The following is a 20759-nucleotide window of genomic DNA, read 5'->3' as shown; positions in this document are numbered from 1 at the left end:
GAACGGAGATTTCAGTTAAGTGTAAGAATAATTAGTTATGGAAACAATAAGTAATTTACTTGATTGTTGTCATTTCTGTAATTACCTCTTAAACTATTTCGATTTATCTGTGATTTCACATACACCCTTTGGCGCTTTGGCAAACTCAGTATATGTTACGCTTCCCACTTCGTCTGCCTCGATTCTTCCGGAGATAGGGTTCTTGATATTGGTGATACTTCCCTTAATCTGCGCATCGATGTTGGTGCAATCCTCGAAGGCACGGTCGCATTCCTTATCAAAGGTGCAATCCTCCAGAGTTACATGGTCCATGTAGCAGAGAGGCTGCTCGCCGCTGATGTGGCAACGTACGAACTTGATGTTCTTGCTGTGCCAGGCCAGATACTCACCATTCAGTTCCGAATCATAGACGGTTACATTCTCGCATTCCCAGAAACTGTCCTTGGTTGTAATCTTTGCGTTGTGAATCTCCACATTTCTGCAGTATTGGAATACATATTTAGAGTCGCTCTCAAGTCCGTCTACATAGATATTCTTGGAGAACATGAATGGATAAGTTCCATCGTGGAGTTTTACGTTCTTCAGTTTCAAGCCATCTACCTTCCAGAAAGTCTCATCAGCATCTGTGATGTTTACGTTCTCCAAATCCAGATTCTTCATTTCGCGGAAGAACTTAGGCCCATCGATGGTGCAGTCTTTCATCACCATATTATCACTATACCAGATGGCCGAACGGCTTTCTGGGGCGAAGTAGCAGTCTGTGATAAGAGAACCGTCCACATGCCACCAAGGGTATTTGCCATAAAACTTGGAATGGTGGCATTCTATGTTTTGGCAGCATTTGATGCCCGATTCGCCGTCTGTAATCGTAATATCTTCTAAACGCACATCGTGAGCACCAAAAAGAGGGCGCTCGCCTCCGAATGATTTGTTCTTTATCAGTTCCATATTTTCTATTATCCTTTTTAATTTGTTATTTCTGTGTGCAAAATTACAAAAATAATGCCAAACTCGTATAACCTGATTTACTGAAAAATGTAACGATATGGCGTATTTGGTGATAAATGGTCGCTATAGGGGAAAAATAAATGAAAAAAGGCTGAATCATGAAGCATTTTCACGATTCAGCCCTTATCGAGTTAACTTCTAAAAATCCGAAGCGGAGAATTACAAGTTAGGGTTCATCTCTTTCCACTCAGCTACTGGAGGAACGATGCCAAGCTCTACGATCTCATCGCGCATCTTGCAAAGGTGCTCGTAAGATTTAGCGAGGCTAGCGAGTTCTTCCTCAGTACCTGTAGGCTCTGTGAAGTGAACACCAGTCTTGTCGATAGTAGTAGGCATAGCCATCATTACGTTCTTGAAACCGCACTTGTCGCAGTTTACATAGCAACCTGCTGGCAAAGTGAACTTCTCACCACCCATAGCAGCCTCGATCATCTTGACTGCGTTGTAAGCTGGGCTCTGGAATGAAGAACGGCCACGGAGCTTGATGATGTTAGAACCACCCTGTACTGTGTGGTGCTTGATCTCTTCCCAACGCTCGTCAGAAAGACCCATCTCTGCCAATGGCTTGCCGTCAACCTTAACCTGAGAAGCAAATACAGCCATCTGCTCGCCGTGACCACCATAAGTGTGAGCGCCAGTAACCTTATCCTGCTGTACACCGAACTCGAGGGCCAAAGCCTGCTGCAGACGAGTAGAATCGAGAGCTGCGAGTGATGTCAACTGGTTTGGCTTCAAACCTGAGTGGATAAGTGCTGTAAGAGCTGTAACGTCAGCTGGGTTGAAGATAACAACTACGTGCTCAACCTCTGGGCAGTACTTCTTGATGTTGTCACCAAATTCTGCAGCAATCTTGCAGTTACCCTTAAGAAGATCCTCACGAGTCATACCCTCCTTACGAGGAGCACCACCAGAAGAAATAATATATTTAGCACCAGTGAAAGCCTCCTCTGGGTTAACTGTATAAGTTACGTTAACACCTGGGAATGCGCACTGCTGAATCTCATCGAAAACACCATGTACACCTGGCTCGAAGATATCATAAAGACAGATGTTTGGAGTAAGACCGAGCATCAAAGCGCTCTGTACCATGTTAGAACCGATCATACCGCCTGCACCGACGATAACGAGTTTGTCATTTGTTAAAAAATTCATAACTACAATTCTTATTTAAATGTTTATAATCTTTTTCTCCTGAAAAATAGCGGAATGTATCTGGAATAAAGTTTGTAAAACTCCTTCTTTTTACTTTCCGACCGCAAAATTAATAAAAAGTAATGTAAATCGTGCATATTTTTGCGCTTAAATTTGTTGTTAATTCTTAAAAATGTTATCTTTGTAATCTCTAATTAGCAAAATGCATTATTTTGAGTTAAGTTAAACATTAAATTGCATAAGAATTATGAATGAAATCGAATTACGCTTAGCTAGATTGAGGGAGTTGATGAAGCGTGAACATCTTTCTGCTTTCATCTTCCCTAGTACAGATGCTCATCAGAGCGAGTATGTTGCCGACCATTGGCGAGGTAGAGAGTGGATCTCTGGTTTTAACGGGTCGGCTGGTACTGCTGTCGTTACAATGAAATCGGCTGCTTTATGGACTGATTCCCGCTACTTCTTGGCTGCGGAAGAACAGTTGGAAGATACTGAATATCAGCTGATGAGGCTGAAAATGGAAGGTACGCCTACTATTGCAGAATGGTTGGGAAAAGAATTGCAGGATGTACAATCTCCTGAGGTTGGACTTGATGGCATGGTCAACTCTTATAATTATGTTAAAGATTTAAGCTATTCTCTCCGTAAACTCGGTGGAATTACGCTTAGAACTAATTTGGACCCTTTGGAACAGATTTGGGAGAATCGTCCTTCGCTTCCTGCTAATCCTGTAGAAATTCAACCGTTGGAATATGCTGGAGAGACGCTAGCCTCTAAAGTGGTCCGTATCCGTAAGTCTTTGAGAGAACTTCATGCAGATGGTATGCTCGTTTCTGCTTTGGATGATATTGCTTGGACTTTGAATCTTCGAGGTACAGATGTTCATTGCAATCCTGTATTTGTAAGTTATTTGTTGATTGAGAGCGATAAAGTTTCTCTTTTCGTGGATGATAATAAATTATCTCCTGAAGTAAAACTGTATCTTCAAGACAATCAGGTTTCTCTCTATAATTATAATAAGGTGGAAAAATGCCTTGAATCATATTCGGAATATAATATCCTGTTAGATGGAGATGAAACGAGCTATTATCTGTGGAAAACTGTAAAATGCCAGGAAATTGTTGCTGCAGCTTCTCCTATTCCGGCTATGAAGGCTGTGAAAAATGAAGCAGAAATAGAGGGCTACCGTAGTGCGATGCTTAAAGATGGTGTTGCTATGGTTAAGTTCTTGAAGTGGCTGAAACCTGCTATTGAGGCTGGCGGACAAACAGAAATTTCCATTGATGAGAAATTAACATCGCTACGTGCCGAACAGAAACTGTTCAGAGATATTTCTTTTGATACGATTGCCGGCTATGCGCAGCATGGAGCAATTGTCCATTATGAGGCAACTCCTGAAACAGATGTCGTTCTGAAACCGGAAGGCTTGATCCTGATAGACTCTGGCGCTCAATACCAGGATGGTACTACTGATATTACCCGTACCATTGCTTTGGGACCTGTATCTGAAGAGATGAAGCATATTTATACCTTGGTTCTGAAAGCGCATATTCAGTTGGAATTGGTTAAATTCCCCGATGGTGCATCAGGAACACAGTTGGATGCTGTGGGAAGAGAGTGTATGTGGCGTGAAGGATATAATTTCTTGCATGGTACAGGCCATGGAGTAGGTTCGTATCTCTGTGTGCACGAAGGCCCTCATCAAATAAGAATGGAGTGGATGCCTACACCTTTGAGAGCTGGAATGACCTTGACTGATGAGCCTGGTTTGTATCTGGCTGGTAAGTTCGGCGTAAGAATAGAAAATACGGTGCTGATTTCAGACTACATGTCTACTGAGTTCGGCAAATTCCTGCAGATAGAGCCTCTTACTCTTTGTCCTATAGATACCACTCCTATAGATGTTGATATGTTGTTGCCTGAAGAGATTGACTGGCTCAATGCTTATCATCATTCGGTTTATGAAAAATTGTCTCCTTTCCTTGATGAAGAGGAGAAAATATGGCTTGAAAATGCTACAAAACCCATAAAATGAACATTTTAGAGTAAAAAGTTGAAGAAAAACTTGGTAGTTTGATAAAATAGATGTAATTTTGCACCCGCAAATTGTGGCATTGCCATATTTCGCATTGAATAACATAAGTTTAACATAATAAATTAAAAGCAAAAAAATGATTATTGTACCAGTTAAAGACGGTGAGAACATCGAGAGAGCTCTCAAGAAGTTTAAGAGAAAATTCGAAAAGACAGGTGTTGTTAAGGAGCTTCGTGCTCGTCAGCAGTATGATAAGCCTTCTGTTTTGAAGCGTCTCAAGATGGAACACGCCATCTACGTACAGCAGTTGCGTGCAAACGAGGAATAAAAGTAAAAAATCCTCAAAAAATTTGGTAGTTTAAAATAATTTTCGTAACTTCGTTGCCGAAATGAAAAAGGTACGACGTTATGTTGAGTATAGATAAGTTCTTGGAATATTTGCGCTCTGAACTGAACAGGTCGCAGAGGACGGTAGAAAACTATCGCGAAGATTTGAAACTCTTTGAGCAGTATGCTAGGAACTTGTCTGAATCCTTCACTTGGGAATCTGTTGATTCTGATATGATTCGCAACTGGATGGAGCATATGATAGATGCAGGAAATAAGGCAACCTCGGTTAATCGCCGGTTGAGTGCTTTGAAAATGTTCTATCGGTTTGCTTTAGTTAGACATTATGTGGAGTCGGATCCCGCTCATAGCCTCAAAGGACCTAAGGAGAGTAAACCGCTACCTCAATTCTTGAAAGAAAATGAGATGGATGAGTTGCTTGACAGGAAAATGTGGGGCGATGATTATAATAATGTACGCGCACGTACTATTATAATATTGTTCTATGAGACGGGGATGCGATTGTCAGAGTTGATAGGACTTGATGTTGACGATGTGAACTTTATCAAAAAAGAGATAAAGATTACGGGTAAGGGAAACAAACAACGTATAGTTCCTTTTGGTGACGAGCTTAAAAATGCTCTTTCGGAATATTTGGCTCTAAGAGCACAAAGAGTGATGGTTAGGTCTGGAGCTCTTTTGCTTGCGGATAAGGGCGGACGGATGAGTCCGGCTCAAGTCAGAGAAATCGTGAAGGAGAACCTCGCAAGGGTTTGCTCGTTGAAAAAGAAAAGTCCGCACGTGTTGAGACATACGTTTGCTACTGCAATGTTGAATCATGGTGCTGGAATAGAAAGTTTGAAAAGGCTGTTAGGACATGCGAAACTCTCGACGACCGAGATTTATACGCATACAACGTTTGAGCAGTTGAAACGAGTTTATATTGAAGCCCATCCTCGGGCGTAACCTTTTAAAAATGGAGGTAACTATGGAAATTAAGATTCAGTCGATTCACTTCGACGCTACCGAGAAGTTACAGGCGTTTATCGAAAAGAAAGTCGCCAAGTTAGAAAAAACTTTTGAAGATATACAGAAAGTAGAGGTGCAATTAAAGGTCGTGAAGCCTGCTACTGCCTTGAATAAGGAAGTTCATCTGGAAGTTGCTGTTCCTGGAACCAAGTTGTTCGTAGAAAAGACATGTGACACTTTTGAGGAAGGAATTGACCAGGCAGTGGACTCAATGAAGGTTCAATTGACCAAATTTAAAGAAAAATCAAGGAATCGATAAAAAAAACTCGAAAAAATTTTGTTGATTCAAAAAATAGTTGTATCTTTGCAGCCGTTTTCCGGTAGATGGAAATTTAGCCGTATTGCGGCTGTAAAGATTGCCTCTTTAGCTCAGTTGGCCAGAGCACGTGATTTGTAATCTCGGGGTCGTTGGTTCGAATCCGACAAGAGGCTCAGAAAAAAGAAAAGTTTGGGTAGTTACCAGAGTGGCCAAATGGGGCAGACTGTAAATCTGCTGGCTATGCCTTCGGTGGTTCGAATCCATCACTACCCACTTTCTTTGATAAGCGGAAATAGCTCAGTTGATAGAGCACTAGCCTTCCAAGCTGGGGGTCGCGGGTTTGAGCCCCGTTTTCCGCTCAATTTATTAACTTGCTGTAATAGCTCAGTGGTAGAGCACTTCCTTGGTAAGGAAGAGGTCCTGAGTTCAACTCTCAGTTACAGCTCTATCGTTCTAGATGCTTAGGATGGTAGAGGAACAGATTATTCATTTATATAAATAAAAAGAAAAGCTATGGCTAAAGAAGAATTCGTGCGTACCAAACCGCATGTTAACATTGGTACAATTGGTCATGTTGACCATGGTAAGACTACTCTGACCGCTGCTATCTCTAAGGTATTGAACGAGAAGCTCGGTACATCTGAGGCAGTTAAGTCATTCGATCAGATTGATAATGCTCCTGAGGAGAAAGAGCGTGGTATCACTATCAACTCAGCTCACATTGAGTATGAAACAGAAAAGCGTCACTATGCACACGTTGACTGTCCTGGACACGCTGACTATGTAAAGAACATGGTTACTGGTGCTGCTCAGATGGATGGTGCTATCTTGGTTTGTGCTGCTACAGATGGTCCTATGCCACAGACACGTGAGCACGTACTTCTTGCACGTCAGGTAAACGTACCTCGTTTGGTTGTTTTCTTGAACAAGTGCGATATGGTTGACGATGAGGAGATGCTTGAGCTCGTTGAGATGGAGCTTCGTGAGATCCTCGAGCAGTATGGTTACGAGGAGGATACTCCAATTGTACGTGGTTCTGCTCTCGGTGCTTTGAATGGTGTTGAGAAGTGGGTTAAGTCTGTTGAGGCTTTGATGGATACAGTTGATGAGTGGATTCAGGAGCCAGAGCGCGAGATTGATAAGCCATTCTTGATGCCTATCGAGGATGTATTCTCAATTACAGGTCGTGGTACTGTTGCTACAGGTCGTATTGAGACAGGTCGTTGCAAGGTAGGTGACGAAGTTCAGTTGCTCGGTCTTGGTGAGGACAAGAAGTCAGTTATTACTGGTGTTGAGATGTTCCGTAAGATTCTTGCTGAGGGTGAAGCTGGTGATAACGTAGGTTTGCTTCTCCGTGGTATCGATAAGGCTGAGGTTAAGCGTGGTATGGTAGTTGTACACCCAGGTGCTATTACTCCTCACGATCACTTCAAGGCTTCTATCTATGTATTGAAGAAGGAAGAGGGTGGCCGTCACACTCCATTCGGTAACAAGTATCGTCCTCAGTTCTATCTCCGTACTATGGACTGTACAGGTGAGATCAAGCTTCCAGAGGGAGTTGAGATGGTAATGCCTGGTGATAACGTAGAGATTGAGGTAGAGTTGATCTACAAGGTTGCTTTGAACGAGGGTCTTCGTTTCGCTATCCGTGAGGGTGGTCGTACAGTAGGTTCTGGTCAGATTACAACAATTCTCGACGATATCAAGTAATTTAGATTTATCTAATTTGCTATATATAACAGACTCCCCCTCCTACGGGAGAGGGGGTCTATCTACGGGTTTAGCTCAGTTGGTAGAGCACTGGTCTCCAAAACCAGGTGTCGAGGGTTCGAGCCCTTCAACCCGTGCTAAATAGAAGATAATATGAATAAAATAGTAAATTATTGCAAGGCATGTTACGATGAACTTGCGCATAAGACTACTTGGCCATCACGTGCCGAACTTACTCATAGTGCAATGGTTGTATTATCTGCTTCCCTAGTCATTGCACTTGTTGTGTTCGCGATGGATTCTATTTTCAAAGCCTTTATGGGTGTAGTTTATCCAGGTTAATTTTTTAAGGAAATGGCAGACGCAGGAAATAAATGGTATGTGCTTAAAGCCGTTAGTGGTAAAGAAGCTAAGGTGAAAGAATACATCGAAGCTGAAATGAAGCACAATGACTTACTAGCAGCAAATGTTTCTCAGGTGTTGATTCCAGTTGAGAAGCATGCAACTGTGCGTAATGGAAAGAGAGTAGTTAAAGAAAAGGTCTCTCTTCCAGGTTATGTTTTTGTGGAGGCCAAACTGAAGGGTGATGTAGCGCATACGTTGCGTTTCCTCCCTAATGTTTTGGGTTTCCTTGGAGGTTTGGATGAACCAACACCAGTTCCACAGCGCGATATCAATCGTATGCTGGGTTCTGCAGAGGAGACTGAGTTTGAGGAGAATCTTGATTGTCCTTACTTGGTTAATGATACCGTTAAGGTTATGGAAGGTCCATTCAGTGGTTTCAGCGGAATCGTTGAAGAGGTTAATGCTGAAAAACATAAGCTGAAAGTTACGGTTAAGATCTTCGGACGTAAAACTCCGTTGGAATTAGGTTTTATGCAAGTAGAAAAGGAATAGGATTCTGTTACGAGATTGTTATTCCTTATAAGTTTCAATTTTAAATATTAACAAAGAAATGGCTAAAGAAGTTGCTGGATTAATCAAATTACAGATTAAAGGTGGCGCTGCGAATCCTTCACCTCCAGTAGGACCTGCATTGGGTTCTAAGGGTATTAATATTATGGGATTCTGCAAGGAATTCAACGCCCGTACCCAGGACAAAGCAGGTAAAGTGTTGCCAGTAGTTATTACTTATTATACTGACAAGTCTTTTGATTTTATTATCAAGACTCCACCTGCTGCAGTTCAATTGAAAGAGGCTGCCAAAATCAAGTCAGGTTCTGCTCAGCCTAATCGTCAGAAGGTTGCTTCTCTTACTTGGGATCAGGTAAAGGTAATCGCTGAGGATAAGATGAAGGACTTGAACTGCTTTACTGTAGAATCAGCTATGAAGCTCATCGCTGGTACTGCAAGAAGTATGGGTATTACTGTAAAAGGGGACTTCCCTGGTAAATAATTTAAAACTTCAATTAGAAAAATGAGTAAACTGACAAAAAATCAAAAATCAGTAGCTGATAAGGTTGAAGCAGGGAAGGCATACACATTGAAGGAGGCTTCAGAGTTGGTAAAGGAAATTACCACTACCAAGTTTGATGCATCTCTTGATATTGATGTACGCTTAGGTGTTGATCCACGTAAGGCTAACCAGATGGTTCGTGGCGTTGTTTCATTGCCAAACGGAACAGGTAAGGTTACTCGTGTGCTCGCACTCTGTACTCCTGATCAGGAAGCTGCTGCTAAGGAAGCAGGCGCTGATTATGTAGGTCTTGACGAATACGTTGAGAAGATTAAGGGTGGTTGGACAGATATTGATGTCATCATCACAATGCCTTCTTGTATGGGTAAGATTGGTCCTTTGGGTCGTGTACTCGGTCCTCGTGGTTTGATGCCTAACCCTAAGAGTGGCACTGTAACTATGGATGTTGCTAAGGCAGTAAAGGAAGTTAAGCAAGGTAAGATTGACTTTAAGGTTGATAAGGCTGGTATTATCCATACTTCAATCGGTAAGGTTAGCATGACTCCTGAGCAGATCTATGGAAATGCTAAGGAATTCATCAACACAGTTATCAAGCTGAAGCCTGCTGCTGCTAAAGGTACATATATCAAGAGTATCTTTATTTCTAGCACTATGAGTAAGGGTATCAAGATTGATCCTAAATCAGTTGAATAACTCTAAAAGTTTTGTAAAATGAAGAAAGAAGTTAAAGATACTATTATCGCTGAACTTGGACAGAAGTTGCAGGAGTTTCCTCATTTCTATCTTGTAGATGTTACAGGATTGAATGCTGAGAAGACAAGCGCACTCCGTCGTAAGTGCTTCCAGAGCGAGATTAAGATGGTTGTTGTTAAGAATTCCTTGCTTCACAAGGCGTTCGAGGCTTCAGATATCGATTTCTCTGAGCTCTATGGCTGCTTGAAGGGTACTACTGCTGTAATGTTTGCCAATACAGCTAATGTACCAGCTAAGTTGTTGAAGGAATATGACAAGGAAGGTGTTCCAACACTGAAGGCTGCTTATGCAGAGGAAAGCTTCTACGTTGGCGCAGACAAACTTGCAGAACTTTCAGCTCTCAAGAGCAAGAACGAAGTTATCGCAGAGATTGTTGCTTTGCTCCAGTCACCTGCAAAGAACGTTGTTTCAGCTCTTCAATCAGGAAGCAACACTATTCATGGTGTGCTTAAGACATTGGGCGAGCGTCCTGAGTAATCAATCACAATGTTATCATTAATTATAGTATAAACAAAAATAAAATTTAGAATAAAATGGCAGATATCAAAGCTATTGCAGAAGAGTTAGTAAATCTTACTGTTAAGGAAGTTAATGAGTTGGCAACAGTCCTCAAGGACGAGTATGGTATTGAGCCTGCTGCTGCAGCTGTAGCTGTAGCTGCTGGTCCTGCTGCTGGTGGTGCAGCTGCAGCTGAGGAGAAGTCTACATTCGACGTAGTCCTCGCTGAGGTTGGTGGCGCTAAGCTCCAGGTTGTAAAGGCTGTTAAGGAGGCTTGTGGTCTCGGTTTGAAAGAGGCTAAGGATCTCGTAGACGGTGCTCCTTCTACAATCAAGGAAGGTGTAGCTAAGGACGAGGCTGAGAACCTTAAGAAGGCTATCGAAGAGGCCGGTGCTAAGGTAGAGCTCAAGTAATTAGAGTAATACATTTTTTATATAAATGGTTAGGATTCTCCAAGTAGGTGAGTCCTAACCTTTTTGTGTCTTTTATTATATTATTAATAAAACCCATTTAATAACTTCTAATGGCTACAAAAATTGTTGATAACAGAGTAAATTTTGCCAGCGTGCATAATCCGTATCCATATCCGGATTTCCTCGATGTGCAGTTAAAGTCTTTCAAGGACTTCTTACAGTTGGATACTCCGCCTGAGGAACGCAAGAATGACGGTTTGTATAAGGTGTTCTCTGAGAACTTCCCTATTACCGATACACGTAACAATTTCGTTCTTGAGTTCTTGGATTACTATATCGACCCTCCTCGCTATTCTATTGATGAGTGTTTGGAGCGTGGTCTTACATATAGTGTACCTTTGAAGGCTAAGATGAAACTGTATTGTACTGATCCTGATCATGAGGATTTCGGTACATTTATTCAGGATGTGTTCCTTGGGACTATCCCATATATGACCGATAATGGTACTTTCGTGATTAATGGTGCTGAGCGTGTTGTTGTTTCTCAGCTTCATCGCTCTCCTGGTGTGTTCTTTAGCCAGGGTGTTCATGCAAATGGTACCATGCTTTATTCTGCTCGTATCATTCCTTTCAAGGGAAGCTGGATTGAATTTGCAACTGACATTAACAATGTAATGTATGCATATATCGATCGTAAGAAGAAATTGCCTGTAACCACATTGTTGCGTGCTATTGGTTATGAACAGGATAAGGATATTCTTCAGATTTTTGATCTCGCCGAGGAGGTGAAGGTTAACAAGAAGAATATGAAGGCTGCTATTGGTCGTAAGCTTGCTGCTCGTGTTTTGAAGAGTTGGAATGAGGACTTCGTTGATGAGGATACTGGTGAAGTAGTATCTATCGAGCGTAATGAAGTAATCATGGAGCGTGAGACTGAACTTACTGCTGATAATATTGAGGAGATTGTTGAGAGTGGAGCGCAGACTGTTCTGCTTCATAAGGATGAGGAAGCTGCCAACAAGTTTACTATTATCTTCAATACTTTGGCAAAGGATCCAAGTAACTCAGAGAAAGAAGCTGTTAACTATATCTATCGTCAGTTGCGTAATGCTGATCCTGCAGATGACGCAAGTGCACGTGAGGTTTTCCAAAACCTGTTCTTCTCCGATAAGCGTTATGATCTGGGTGAGGTAGGTCGTTATCGTATCAATAAGAAATTGAATCTTGATACTGACATTGATGTTCGTGTCTTGACTAAGGAAGATATTATTGAGATCATTAAATATCTTATTCAGCTGATCAACTCTAGTGCAACAGTTGACGATATCGACCACTTGTCTAATCGTCGTGTTCGTACTGTAGGTGAGCAGTTGGCTAACCAGTTCTCTATTGGTTTGGCACGTATGACCCGTACTATCCGTGAACGTATGAATGTTCGCGACAATGAGGTGTTTACTCCAACAGATTTGATTAATGCTAAGACAATTTCTAGTGTTATCAATTCTTTCTTTGGAACTAATCCATTGTCACAGTTCATGGATCAGACTAACCCTCTGGCTGAGGTAACTCATAAGCGTCGTCTTTCTGCCTTAGGTCCTGGTGGTTTGTCTCGTGAGCGTGCCGGTTTCGAGGTTCGTGACGTACATTATACACACTATGGTCGTCTTTGTCCTATTGAGAGTCCTGAAGGTCCAAACATCGGTTTGATTTCTTCTCTCTGTATGTATGCAAAGATTAATGATCTTGGTTTTATTGTTACTCCTTACCGTAAGGTGAATGATAGCAAGGTCGATATGGCTAATGAGGATGTTGTATACTTGACTGCTGAGGATGAAGAGTCTAAGATTATCGGTCAGGGTAATGCGCCTTTGACTGTTGATGGTTCTTTCATTCGTGATGTAGTAAAGTGTCGTCAGGATGCTGATTATCCTGTTGTAGGTCCGGATCAAGTTGATTATGTTGACGTCTCTCCACAGCAGATTGCTTCTGTATCCGCAGGTTTGATTCCATTCTTGGAGCATGATGATGGTCACCGTGCGTTGATGGGATGTAACATGATGCGTCAGGCTGTACCATTGCTTCATAATGATGCACCAATAGTTGGTACTGGTCTTGAGAAGCAAGTTTGTGAGGATTCACGTACTATGGTTACTGCTGAAGGTGAGGGCGTTATCGAATATGTTGATGCTACAACTATCCGTATCCTTTACGATCGCACAGAAGACGATGAGTTTGTAAGCTTCGAACCAGCTTTGAAGGAGTATCGTATTCCTAAGTTCCGTCGTACCAACCAGAATATGACTATCGACTTGCGTCCTATCTGTAATAAGGGACAGCGTGTAAAGAAGGGTGATATCCTGACTGAGGGTTATGCGACAGAAAACGGTGAGTTGGCTTTGGGCCGTAATTTGCTTGTAGCTTATATTCCTTGGAAGGGTTATAACTATGAGGATGCTGTTGTTATTTCTGAACGTATGGTTCGTGATGACGTATTGACATCTGTACATGTTGACGAATACTCTCTTGATGTCCGTGAAACTAAGCGTGGAGTAGAGGAATTCACATCTGATATCCCTAATGTCAGCGAGGAAGCTACAAAGGATCTTGATGATAATGGTATCGTGCGTGTTGGTGCAAGAATTGAACCAGGTGATATCATGATTGGTAAGATTTCGCCTAAGGGTGAAAGTGATCCTTCACCAGAAGAGAAGTTGCTTCGCGCTATCTTTGGTGATAAGGCTGGTGATGTGAAGGATTCTTCATTGAAGGCAAATCCATCATTGAGCGGTGTTGTTATTGACAAGAAGTTGTTCTCTCGTGCTATCAAGACCCGTGAGTCAAAGAAGCAGGATAAGATTATTCTTGCTAAGATTGATGAGGAGTATGAGGCAAAGGGTGATGACTTGAAGGATATCCTCGTAGACAAGTTACTTACGCTTACAGAAGGTATGACTTCTGAGGGTGTAAAGGATTATACAGGTGCTGAGATTATCACCAAGGGCAGTACCTTTACTGCTACAGCCTTGAAGAATTTGGAGTATGATGGTGTTCAGTCTAATAAGTGGACTAAGGATGAGCATACCAATGGCTTGATTCAGAGACTTATTATGAACTATATCCGCAAGTATAAGCAACTTGATGCTGAATTAAAGCGTCGTAAGTTTGCAATCACTATTGGTGATGAACTTCCATCAGGTATTCTTCAGCTGGCTAAGGTATATATTGCTAAGAAGCGTAAGATCCAGGTTGGTGATAAACTTGCCGGTCGTCATGGTAATAAGGGTATTGTGTCTAAGGTAGTTCGTTTGGAGGATATGCCATTTATGGCTGACGGTCGTCCTGTTGATATGGTATTGAATCCATTGGGTGTGCCTTCACGTATGAACCTTGGTCAGATATTCGAGTGTATCTTGGGTGCTGCAGGTAAAAAGTTGGGTGTAAAGTTTGCTACTCCTATCTTTGATGGTGCTAAATTGGATGATCTCTCTGAATGGACAGATAAGGCAGGCTTGCCACGTTTCTGCTCAACTTACCTTTATGATGGTGAGACTGGAGAGCAGTTTGACCAGCCAGCTACTGTTGGTATGACTTACTTCTTGAAGTTAGGTCATATGGTTGAGGATAAGATGCACGCTCGTTCTATCGGTCCATACTCTTTGATTACACAACAGCCACTTGGTGGTAAAGCACAGTTTGGTGGTCAGCGATTCGGAGAGATGGAGGTCTGGGCTATCGAGGCATTCGGTGCAAGCCACGTTTTGCAGGAGATCCTGACTGTTAAGTCAGATGATGTTGTAGGACGTAGCAAGGCATACGAAGCAATCGTAAAGGGCGATCCAATGCCAACTCCTGGTATTCCTGAGTCACTTAACGTATTGCTCCATGAGCTTCGTGGCCTTGGTTTGAGCATCAAACTTGATTAATTTTGAGAACCCCTAATTTATATATAGAAACATGGCTTTCAAAAAAGATACAAAGGTAAAGAATAATTTTACGAAGATTACCATCGGTCTCGCTTCGCCAGAGGAGATCTTGGAAAATTCGTATGGTGAGGTTACTAAACCGGAAACCATTAATTATCGTACATATAAGCCGGAGCGTGATGGCTTGTTCTGCGAGCGTATTTTTGGTCCTACTAAGGACTATGAATGCGCCTGCGGCAAGTACAAGCGTATCCGTTATAAGGGAATCGTCTGCGACCGATGCGGTGTAGAGGTTACAGAGAAGAAAGTTCGTCGTGAACGCTCTGGTCACATTGAGCTTGTCGTACCTGTTGCTCATATTTGGTATTTCCGTTCTCTTCCAAATAAGATTGGTTACCTTTTAGGTATGCCGACCAAGAAACTTGATGCTGTCATTTACTACGAGAAGTATGTAGTTATCCAGCCTGGTATTCTTGAGGGAAAGACTGATGCTGATGGTCTTGAATTGAACGGTTCTCACAAACTTGATCTCTTGTCAGAAGATGAATATATGGCTCTTCTTGACCAGTATGATCCTAATGGTGACAATGAACTTTTGGACGATACGGACCCTAATAAGTTTATCGCAAAAATGGGTGCTGAAGCAATTTATCAGTTGCTCCAGAATGTAGACCTTGACTCTTTGTCATACGAACTCCGCGATCGCGCAAATAACGATTCAAGTCAGCAGCGTAAAACTGAGGCTCTGAAGCGTCTGCAAGTTGTAGAAGGTTTCCGTGCTAGTAAAGGTATTAACAAGCCAGAATGGATGATCATGAAGATTATTCCTGTAACTCCACCTGAGCTTCGTCCGTTGGTACCATTGGATGGTGGTCGTTTTGCAACATCAGACTTGAATGACCTCTATCGTCGTGTGATTATCCGTAACAACCGTTTGAAGAGATTGGTTGAGATCAAGGCTCCTGAGGTTATTCTCCGTAACGAGAAGCGTATGTTGCAGGAGGCTGTTGACAGCTTGTTCGACAACTCACGCAAGAGTTCTGCTGTTAAGAGTGAGAGCAATCGTCCTTTGAAGTCACTCTCTGACTCTTTAAAGGGTAAGCAGGGGCGTTTCCGTCAGAACTTGCTGGGTAAGCGTGTTGACTATTCTGCCCGTTCTGTAATCGTTGTAGGTCCAGAGTTGAAGATGGGTGAGTGTGGTCTTCCAAAACTGATGGCTGCAGAGCTTTACAAACCATTTATCATCCGTAAGTTGATAGAGCGTGGTATCGTAAAGACTGTAAAAAGTGCCAAGAAGATTGTTGATCGTCGCGAGCCAGTTATCTGGGATATTCTTGAGAATGTAATGAAGGGTCATCCGGTTATGTTGAACCGTGCCCCTACGCTTCACCGACTCGGTATCCAGGCATTCCAGCCTAAGATGATTGAGGGTAAGGCTATTCAGTTGCATCCATTGGCATGTACAGCGTTCAACGCCGACTTCGATGGTGACCAGATGGCTGTTCACCTTCCATTGAGCAATGAGGCTGTTTTGGAGGCTCAAATCCTGATGCTCCAGAGTCATAACATTCTCAACCCAGCTAATGGTGCGCCTATCACCGTTCCTTCTCAGGATATGGTGCTTGGTCTTTACTATATTACTAAGATTCGTCCAGGTGCAAAGGGTGAGGGCTTGACATTCTATGGTCCTGAAGAGGCATTGATTGCTCGTAACGAGGGCCGATGTGATCTTCATGCTTTGATTAAGGTTGTAGTTGACGACTTGGTTGATGGTACAATCCAGAAACGAATGGTAGAAACTTCTGTTGGACGTGTTATCGTTAATGGTATCATTCCTGATGAAGTTGGCTTCTTCAATGATGTGATTTCCAAGAAAACCCTCCGTGGTTTGATTTCTAATGTTATCAAGGCTGTTGGTATGGCTAAGGCTTGTGAATTCCTTGATGGAATCAAGAACTTAGGTTATCGTATGGCTTATGTCGCAGGATTGTCATTCAACCTTGGTGATATTATTATTCCACCAGAGAAGGAAGCTATTGTTGAGCGCGGTCGCAAGGAGGTTGAGGAAATTACCAATAACTATAATATGGGTTTCATCACCAACAAGGAACGATACAACCAGGTTATTGATGCGTGGACTCACGTAAATACAGATTTGGGTAATATCTTGATGAAGGAGATGACCGAAGCTGACCAGGGATTCAACGCCGTATACATGATGCTTGATTCCGGAGCCCGTGGTTCTAAGGATCAGATTAAGCAGTTGTCTGGTATGCGTGGTTTGATGGCTAAACCTCAGAAGGCTGGTGCAGAGGGCGCGCAGATCATCGAGAACCCTATCCTTTCTAACTTTAAGGAGGGTATGTCTGTATTGGAATACTTTATCGCTTCTCACGGTGCCCGTAAGGGTCTTGCTGATACAGCTATGAAGACTGCCGATGCTGGTTATTTGACTCGTCGTCTTGTAGACGTTTCTCACGATGTTATTATCACCGAAGAGGATTGTGGTACATTGCGTGGCTTGGTTTGTACAGCTTTAAAGAATGGTGATGAGATTATTTCATCTCTTTATGAGCGTATTTTGGGTCGTGTTTCTGTGCATGATGTTATTCATCCAACAACTGGTGAACTGATTGTCAAATCTGGTGAAGAAATCACCGAGGCTAAGGCAAAGGCTATTGATGAATCTCCTATCGAGAGTGTTGAAATTCGTTCGGTTCTCACCTGTGAGAGCAAAAAGGGTGTCTGCATGAAGTGCTATGGCCGTAACTTGGCAACGGCCCGTATGGTACAGTTGGGTGAAGCCGTTGGTGTCATCGCTGCTCAAGCTATTGGTGAGCCTGGTACACAGTTGACTCTCCGTACATTCCACGCCGGTGGTATTGCATCTAATGCTGCTGCCAATGCTAAGATTGCTGCGAAGAATAAGTCTCGTATCGAGTTTGATGAGTTGAGTACAGTACCATTCGTAGAGGAAGATGAGGAAGGAAACGATATCAAATGCGAAAAGGTAGTAAGCCACTTGGCTGAAATTCGTTTCGTGGATCCTAATACAAACATCGTTCTTGCAACTTTGAATGTTCCTTATGGTTCTTCATTGTATCACAAGGAGGGTGAAATCGTAGAGAAGGATACCGTTATCGCCCGTTGGGATCCATTCAACGCCGTTATCGTCAGCCAGTATGCCGGAACATTGAAGTTCAATGACGTTCAGAAGGATCAGACTTATCGTGCTGAGGTCGATGAGACTACAGGTTTGGAGGAGAAAATTATCACCGATTCCAAGAATAAGGCAATGGTTCCATCTTGTGATGTTATCGATGCTAATGGTGAAATCCTTGGTACATACAACTTCCCTGTAGGTGGTCACTTGGCTGTTGAGGATGGACAGACAATTAATACCGGTGAGGTTTTGGTTAAGATTCCTCGTGCTGTAGGTGGTGCAGGTGATATCACTGGTGGTCTCCCTCGTGTAACTGAGCTTCTTGAGGCTCGCAACCCTTCTAACCCTGCTGTTGTATCTGAAATCGATGGTGAGGTAACTATGGGTAAGGTAAAGCGTGGTAACCGTGAGATCATCGTAACATCTAAGACTGGCGATCAGAAGAAGTATCTTGTATCTCTTTCTAAGCAGATCTTGGTACAGGAACATGATGCTGTACGTGCTGGTACTCCTCTTTCTGATGGTAGTGTAACTCCTGGCGATATTCTCGCCATCATGGGTCCTACCGCTGTTCAGGAGTATATTGTTAACCAGATTCAGGACGTTTACCGTCTTCAGGGTGTGGCTATTAATGATAAGCATTTTGAGGTTGTGGTACGTCAGATGATGCGTAAGGTTCGTATTGACGATCCAGGTGATACTACCTTCTTGGAGCAAGAGTTGGTTGATAAACTTGACTTTGCAGAAGAGAATGATCGTATCTGGGGTAAGAAGGTTGTTACTGACGGTGGTGATAGTGAAAGTCTCAAACCTGGTCAGATCATAACGGCTCGTAGATTGCGTGATGAGAATTCTGCATTGAAGCGTCGCGACTTGAAACTTGTACAGGTTCGTGATGCCGTATCTGCAACTTCTACACAGATCCTTCAGGGTATTACTCGTGCTGCTCTTGGTACTAAGAGCTTTATGAGTGCTGCATCATTCCAGGAAACTACTAAGGTTTTGAATGAGGCTGCTATCCGTGGTAAGGTTGATTACCTTGAGGGTATGAAGGAGAATGTAATCTGTGGTCACTTGATTCCTGCAGGTACTGGTCTTCGTCAGTGGGATAAGCTCATCGTAGGCTCTAAAGAAGAATATGAGCGTATGCAGGCTAATAAGAAAAATGTGCTCGACTATGCTGATTCTCCAATAGGAGAATAATCGTAGAATAGAGTACTATATATAAATAGGTATAATGAGGGTGCGTCATAAGTTTATGGCGCACCCTTTTATTATCTGTAACAGATGAAAAAAGAAAATAATAAGGATTTCCCCCTTCTGTTGTCTTATGATGTTTTTTTTTTGAAAAATATGTGGCAAATTATTCGTCTTTTTCAGATATTATGTGTAAATTTGCACTATCATTTAAAGTTTAATCCTATTAACTTAGTAAAATTATGGAAGAAAATAAGAATAATCAACAGCAGCAGAATCAGTTCCAGATGGGCATCAGCCCTGAAGTTGCAGAGGGTACATACTCTAACTTGGCACTGATTACACATTCTAGTTCAGACTTCATCTTGGATTTCGCATGTGCACTTCCTGGCATGCCTGCACCTCAGATCAAGAGTCGTGTTATCATGGCACCTGAGCATGCTAAGCGATTGCTCCAGGCATTGCAGAGTAATATTTATAACTACGAGCAGTCCTTCGGTAAAATTGAGTTGTCTGATGAGCAAGAACGTACAATCGCTCCATTCGGCACACCAAAAGGTGAGGCATAATGTACTACAGCATACATACTAAGACTAAATTCTCTGCTAAATTCCGCTTTTTCTTTATAATATTCGTTTTTAATAGTTATATAAAGTTAAAACCAACCCTCCTTTTTTAAAAGTCTCCTTAATATTTAGGTGGTTTGCCGAAAAAATCGTACCTTTGCACCCCGAAAAGGCTCTATAAAGTAGTGGCTTACATCGAAATAAGACAATAAATAAAAATAAATATATAAATTTAAAAGTAAAATTATGCCTACTATTTCACAGTTAGTAAGAAAAGGCAGACGAGTTCTTGTAGACAAGAGCAAGTCACCAGCTTTGGATTCTTGTCCTCAGCGTCGTGGTGTTTGTGTTCGTGTTTATACAACAACTCCTAAGAAGCCTAATTCAGCAATGCGTAAAGTTGCACGTGTACGTTTGACAAACTCAAAGGAAGTAAACTCTTATATTCCAGGAGAGGGTCACAACTTGCAGGAGCACTCAATTGTTTTGGTTCGCGGTGGTCGTGTAAAGGACCTTCCTGGTGTACGTTATCACATTGTCCGTGGTACACTTGATACTGCAGGTGTTGCGAATCGTACACAGCGTCGTTCTAAGTACGGAGCTAAGCGTCCTAAGGCAAAGAAGTAATATAGCTTCTTAAATTTTAGACAAAACCGCAGACTCACGGTCGGAGAAGGTCGGGAGTTGGGGTAAAATATTTAATATAAGTTTTGCTGGAGAAGTAATCAGGTTGAGTAAATGCTCGGGTGCGGGCGTTGAAGAACATTATACAGCCCCATGCAGAATTGAAAAAAAGTTTTATTTAAAATGAGAAAAGCAAAACCAAAGAAGAGAGTGATTCTTCCAGATCCTGTCTTCAATGACCAGAAGGTCTCAAAGTTCGTAAATCATTTGATGTATGATGGAAAGAAGAATACATCTTATGAGATTTTCTACAATGCACTTGACATTGTAAAGGCTAAGATGTCTAACGAGGAAAAGTCTGCTCTTGAAATCTGGAAGCAGGCACTTGATAATATTACTCCTCTGGTAGAGGTTAAGAGCCGTCGTATCGGTGGTGCAACCTTCCAGGTTCCTACAGAGATTCGTCCTGATCGTAAGGAAAGTATTTCTATGAAGAATCTTATTCTTTTTGCACGTAAGCGCGGTGGTAAGACTATGGCTGATAAGCTTGCTGCAGAGATTATGGATGCTTTTAATAATCAGGGTGGTGCTTTTAAGCGTAAGGAGGATATGCATCGTATGGCTGAGGCTAACCGTGCGTTCGCTCACTTTAGATTCTAATTTAATATATAATATAGTTAAAAGA

At 42.2% G+C, this 20759-nt stretch carries 18 protein-coding genes and 5 tRNA genes; 21 read left to right on the top strand and 2 right to left on the bottom strand.

Annotation, left to right across the window (positions count from 1 at the left end):
- Window positions 1-93 precede the first annotated feature (93 nt).
- Together ONT08_RS04120 and ONT08_RS04115 are read right to left on the bottom strand one after the other, a co-directional pair.
- Window positions 94-948, bottom strand: a complete 855-nt coding sequence (locus tag ONT08_RS04120; protein WP_117586704.1) for a DUF3737 family protein — start codon at window positions 946-948, stop codon at window positions 94-96.
- A 219-nt stretch (window positions 949-1167) separates the two neighbouring features.
- The gene (locus ONT08_RS04115; protein ID WP_117586705.1) at window positions 1168-2160 is read right to left on the bottom strand and encodes a malate dehydrogenase; all 993 of its coding nucleotides are present in this window, start codon (window positions 2158-2160) and stop codon (window positions 1168-1170) included.
- A 247-nt stretch (window positions 2161-2407) separates the two neighbouring features.
- Here ONT08_RS04115 and ONT08_RS04110 point away from each other — a divergent pair, with 247 nt between their 5' ends.
- From ONT08_RS04110 to rpsG, 21 genes are all read left to right on the top strand, one after another.
- Entirely contained in the window at window positions 2408-4195 is a 1788-nt protein-coding gene (locus ONT08_RS04110; protein ID WP_264959300.1) for an aminopeptidase P family protein, read from the top strand.
- 136 nt (window positions 4196-4331) lie between these two features.
- On the top strand, window positions 4332-4523 hold the full coding sequence (gene rpsU / locus ONT08_RS04105; RefSeq protein WP_006848852.1) for a 30S ribosomal protein S21: 192 nt from the start codon (window positions 4332-4334) through the stop codon (window positions 4521-4523).
- 80 nt (window positions 4524-4603) lie between these two features.
- Window positions 4604-5488 (top strand): site-specific tyrosine recombinase/integron integrase, encoded by an 885-nt coding sequence (xerA, locus tag ONT08_RS04100; RefSeq protein WP_181985896.1) that lies wholly within the window; start codon window positions 4604-4606, stop codon window positions 5486-5488.
- A gap of 22 nt (window positions 5489-5510) precedes the next feature.
- Entirely contained in the window at window positions 5511-5810 is a 300-nt protein-coding gene (gene hpf, locus ONT08_RS04095; RefSeq protein WP_022122138.1) for a ribosome hibernation-promoting factor, HPF/YfiA family, read from the top strand.
- Window positions 5811-5909: 99 nt separating this feature from the next.
- Window positions 5910-5983, top strand: a tRNA-Thr gene (locus ONT08_RS04090).
- A gap of 18 nt (window positions 5984-6001) precedes the next feature.
- Window positions 6002-6083: transfer RNA gene (locus ONT08_RS04085), tRNA-Tyr, on the top strand.
- Window positions 6084-6096: 13 nt separating this feature from the next.
- Window positions 6097-6169, top strand: a tRNA-Gly gene (locus ONT08_RS04080).
- 14 nt (window positions 6170-6183) lie between these two features.
- A tRNA-Thr gene (locus ONT08_RS04075) sits at window positions 6184-6255 on the top strand.
- Window positions 6256-6323: 68 nt separating this feature from the next.
- Entirely contained in the window at window positions 6324-7520 is a 1197-nt protein-coding gene (gene tuf / locus ONT08_RS04070) for an elongation factor Tu (RefSeq protein WP_117586707.1), read from the top strand.
- Window positions 7521-7584: 64 nt separating this feature from the next.
- Window positions 7585-7657, top strand: a tRNA-Trp gene (locus ONT08_RS04065).
- Between the two features lie 16 nt (window positions 7658-7673).
- On the top strand, window positions 7674-7862 hold the full coding sequence (gene secE / locus ONT08_RS04060; protein ID WP_006848848.1) for a preprotein translocase subunit SecE: 189 nt from the start codon (window positions 7674-7676) through the stop codon (window positions 7860-7862).
- A gap of 12 nt (window positions 7863-7874) precedes the next feature.
- Window positions 7875-8417, top strand: coding sequence for a transcription termination/antitermination protein NusG (gene nusG, locus ONT08_RS04055; RefSeq protein ID WP_006848847.1), 543 nt, complete (start codon window positions 7875-7877; stop codon window positions 8415-8417).
- A 58-nt stretch (window positions 8418-8475) separates the two neighbouring features.
- Complete coding sequence (rplK, locus tag ONT08_RS04050) at window positions 8476-8916, top strand: 50S ribosomal protein L11 (protein ID WP_006848846.1); 441 nt, start codon at window positions 8476-8478, stop codon at window positions 8914-8916.
- A 21-nt stretch (window positions 8917-8937) separates the two neighbouring features.
- Window positions 8938-9630, top strand: a complete 693-nt coding sequence (gene rplA / locus ONT08_RS04045) for a 50S ribosomal protein L1 (RefSeq protein WP_117586709.1) — start codon at window positions 8938-8940, stop codon at window positions 9628-9630.
- Window positions 9631-9648: 18 nt separating this feature from the next.
- A complete protein-coding gene (gene rplJ, locus ONT08_RS04040) occupies window positions 9649-10167 on the top strand; it encodes a 50S ribosomal protein L10 (RefSeq protein WP_117586710.1) in 519 nt (172 codons plus the stop codon).
- A 56-nt stretch (window positions 10168-10223) separates the two neighbouring features.
- Window positions 10224-10601: a 50S ribosomal protein L7/L12 gene (gene rplL, locus ONT08_RS04035; protein WP_006848843.1), complete on the top strand. Its 378-nt coding sequence runs from the start codon at window positions 10224-10226 to the stop codon at window positions 10599-10601.
- 110 nt (window positions 10602-10711) lie between these two features.
- Window positions 10712-14524 carry a DNA-directed RNA polymerase subunit beta gene (gene rpoB / locus ONT08_RS04030; RefSeq protein ID WP_264959299.1) on the top strand — a complete coding sequence of 1271 codons (3813 nt, stop codon included), beginning with the start codon at window positions 10712-10714 and terminating at the stop codon, window positions 14522-14524.
- Window positions 14525-14555: 31 nt separating this feature from the next.
- The gene (gene rpoC / locus ONT08_RS04025) at window positions 14556-18890 is read left to right on the top strand and encodes a DNA-directed RNA polymerase subunit beta' (RefSeq protein WP_117727213.1); all 4335 of its coding nucleotides are present in this window, start codon (window positions 14556-14558) and stop codon (window positions 18888-18890) included.
- A gap of 236 nt (window positions 18891-19126) precedes the next feature.
- A complete protein-coding gene (locus ONT08_RS04020; RefSeq protein ID WP_118085885.1) occupies window positions 19127-19453 on the top strand; it encodes a DUF3467 domain-containing protein in 327 nt (108 codons plus the stop codon).
- 243 nt (window positions 19454-19696) lie between these two features.
- Complete coding sequence (rpsL, locus tag ONT08_RS04015) at window positions 19697-20077, top strand: 30S ribosomal protein S12 (RefSeq protein WP_006848839.1); 381 nt, start codon at window positions 19697-19699, stop codon at window positions 20075-20077.
- A 180-nt stretch (window positions 20078-20257) separates the two neighbouring features.
- Entirely contained in the window at window positions 20258-20734 is a 477-nt protein-coding gene (gene rpsG / locus ONT08_RS04010) for a 30S ribosomal protein S7 (protein WP_264959298.1), read from the top strand.
- Window positions 20735-20759: the final 25 nt, after the last annotated feature.

The sequence above is a fragment of the Segatella copri genome, assembly GCF_026015465.1.
GTDB classification, from domain to species: domain Bacteria; phylum Bacteroidota; class Bacteroidia; order Bacteroidales; family Bacteroidaceae; genus Prevotella; species Prevotella copri_E.
The sequence above is the reverse complement of the archived record's forward strand: the minus strand, read 5'-3'. Positions and strand labels throughout refer to the sequence as shown.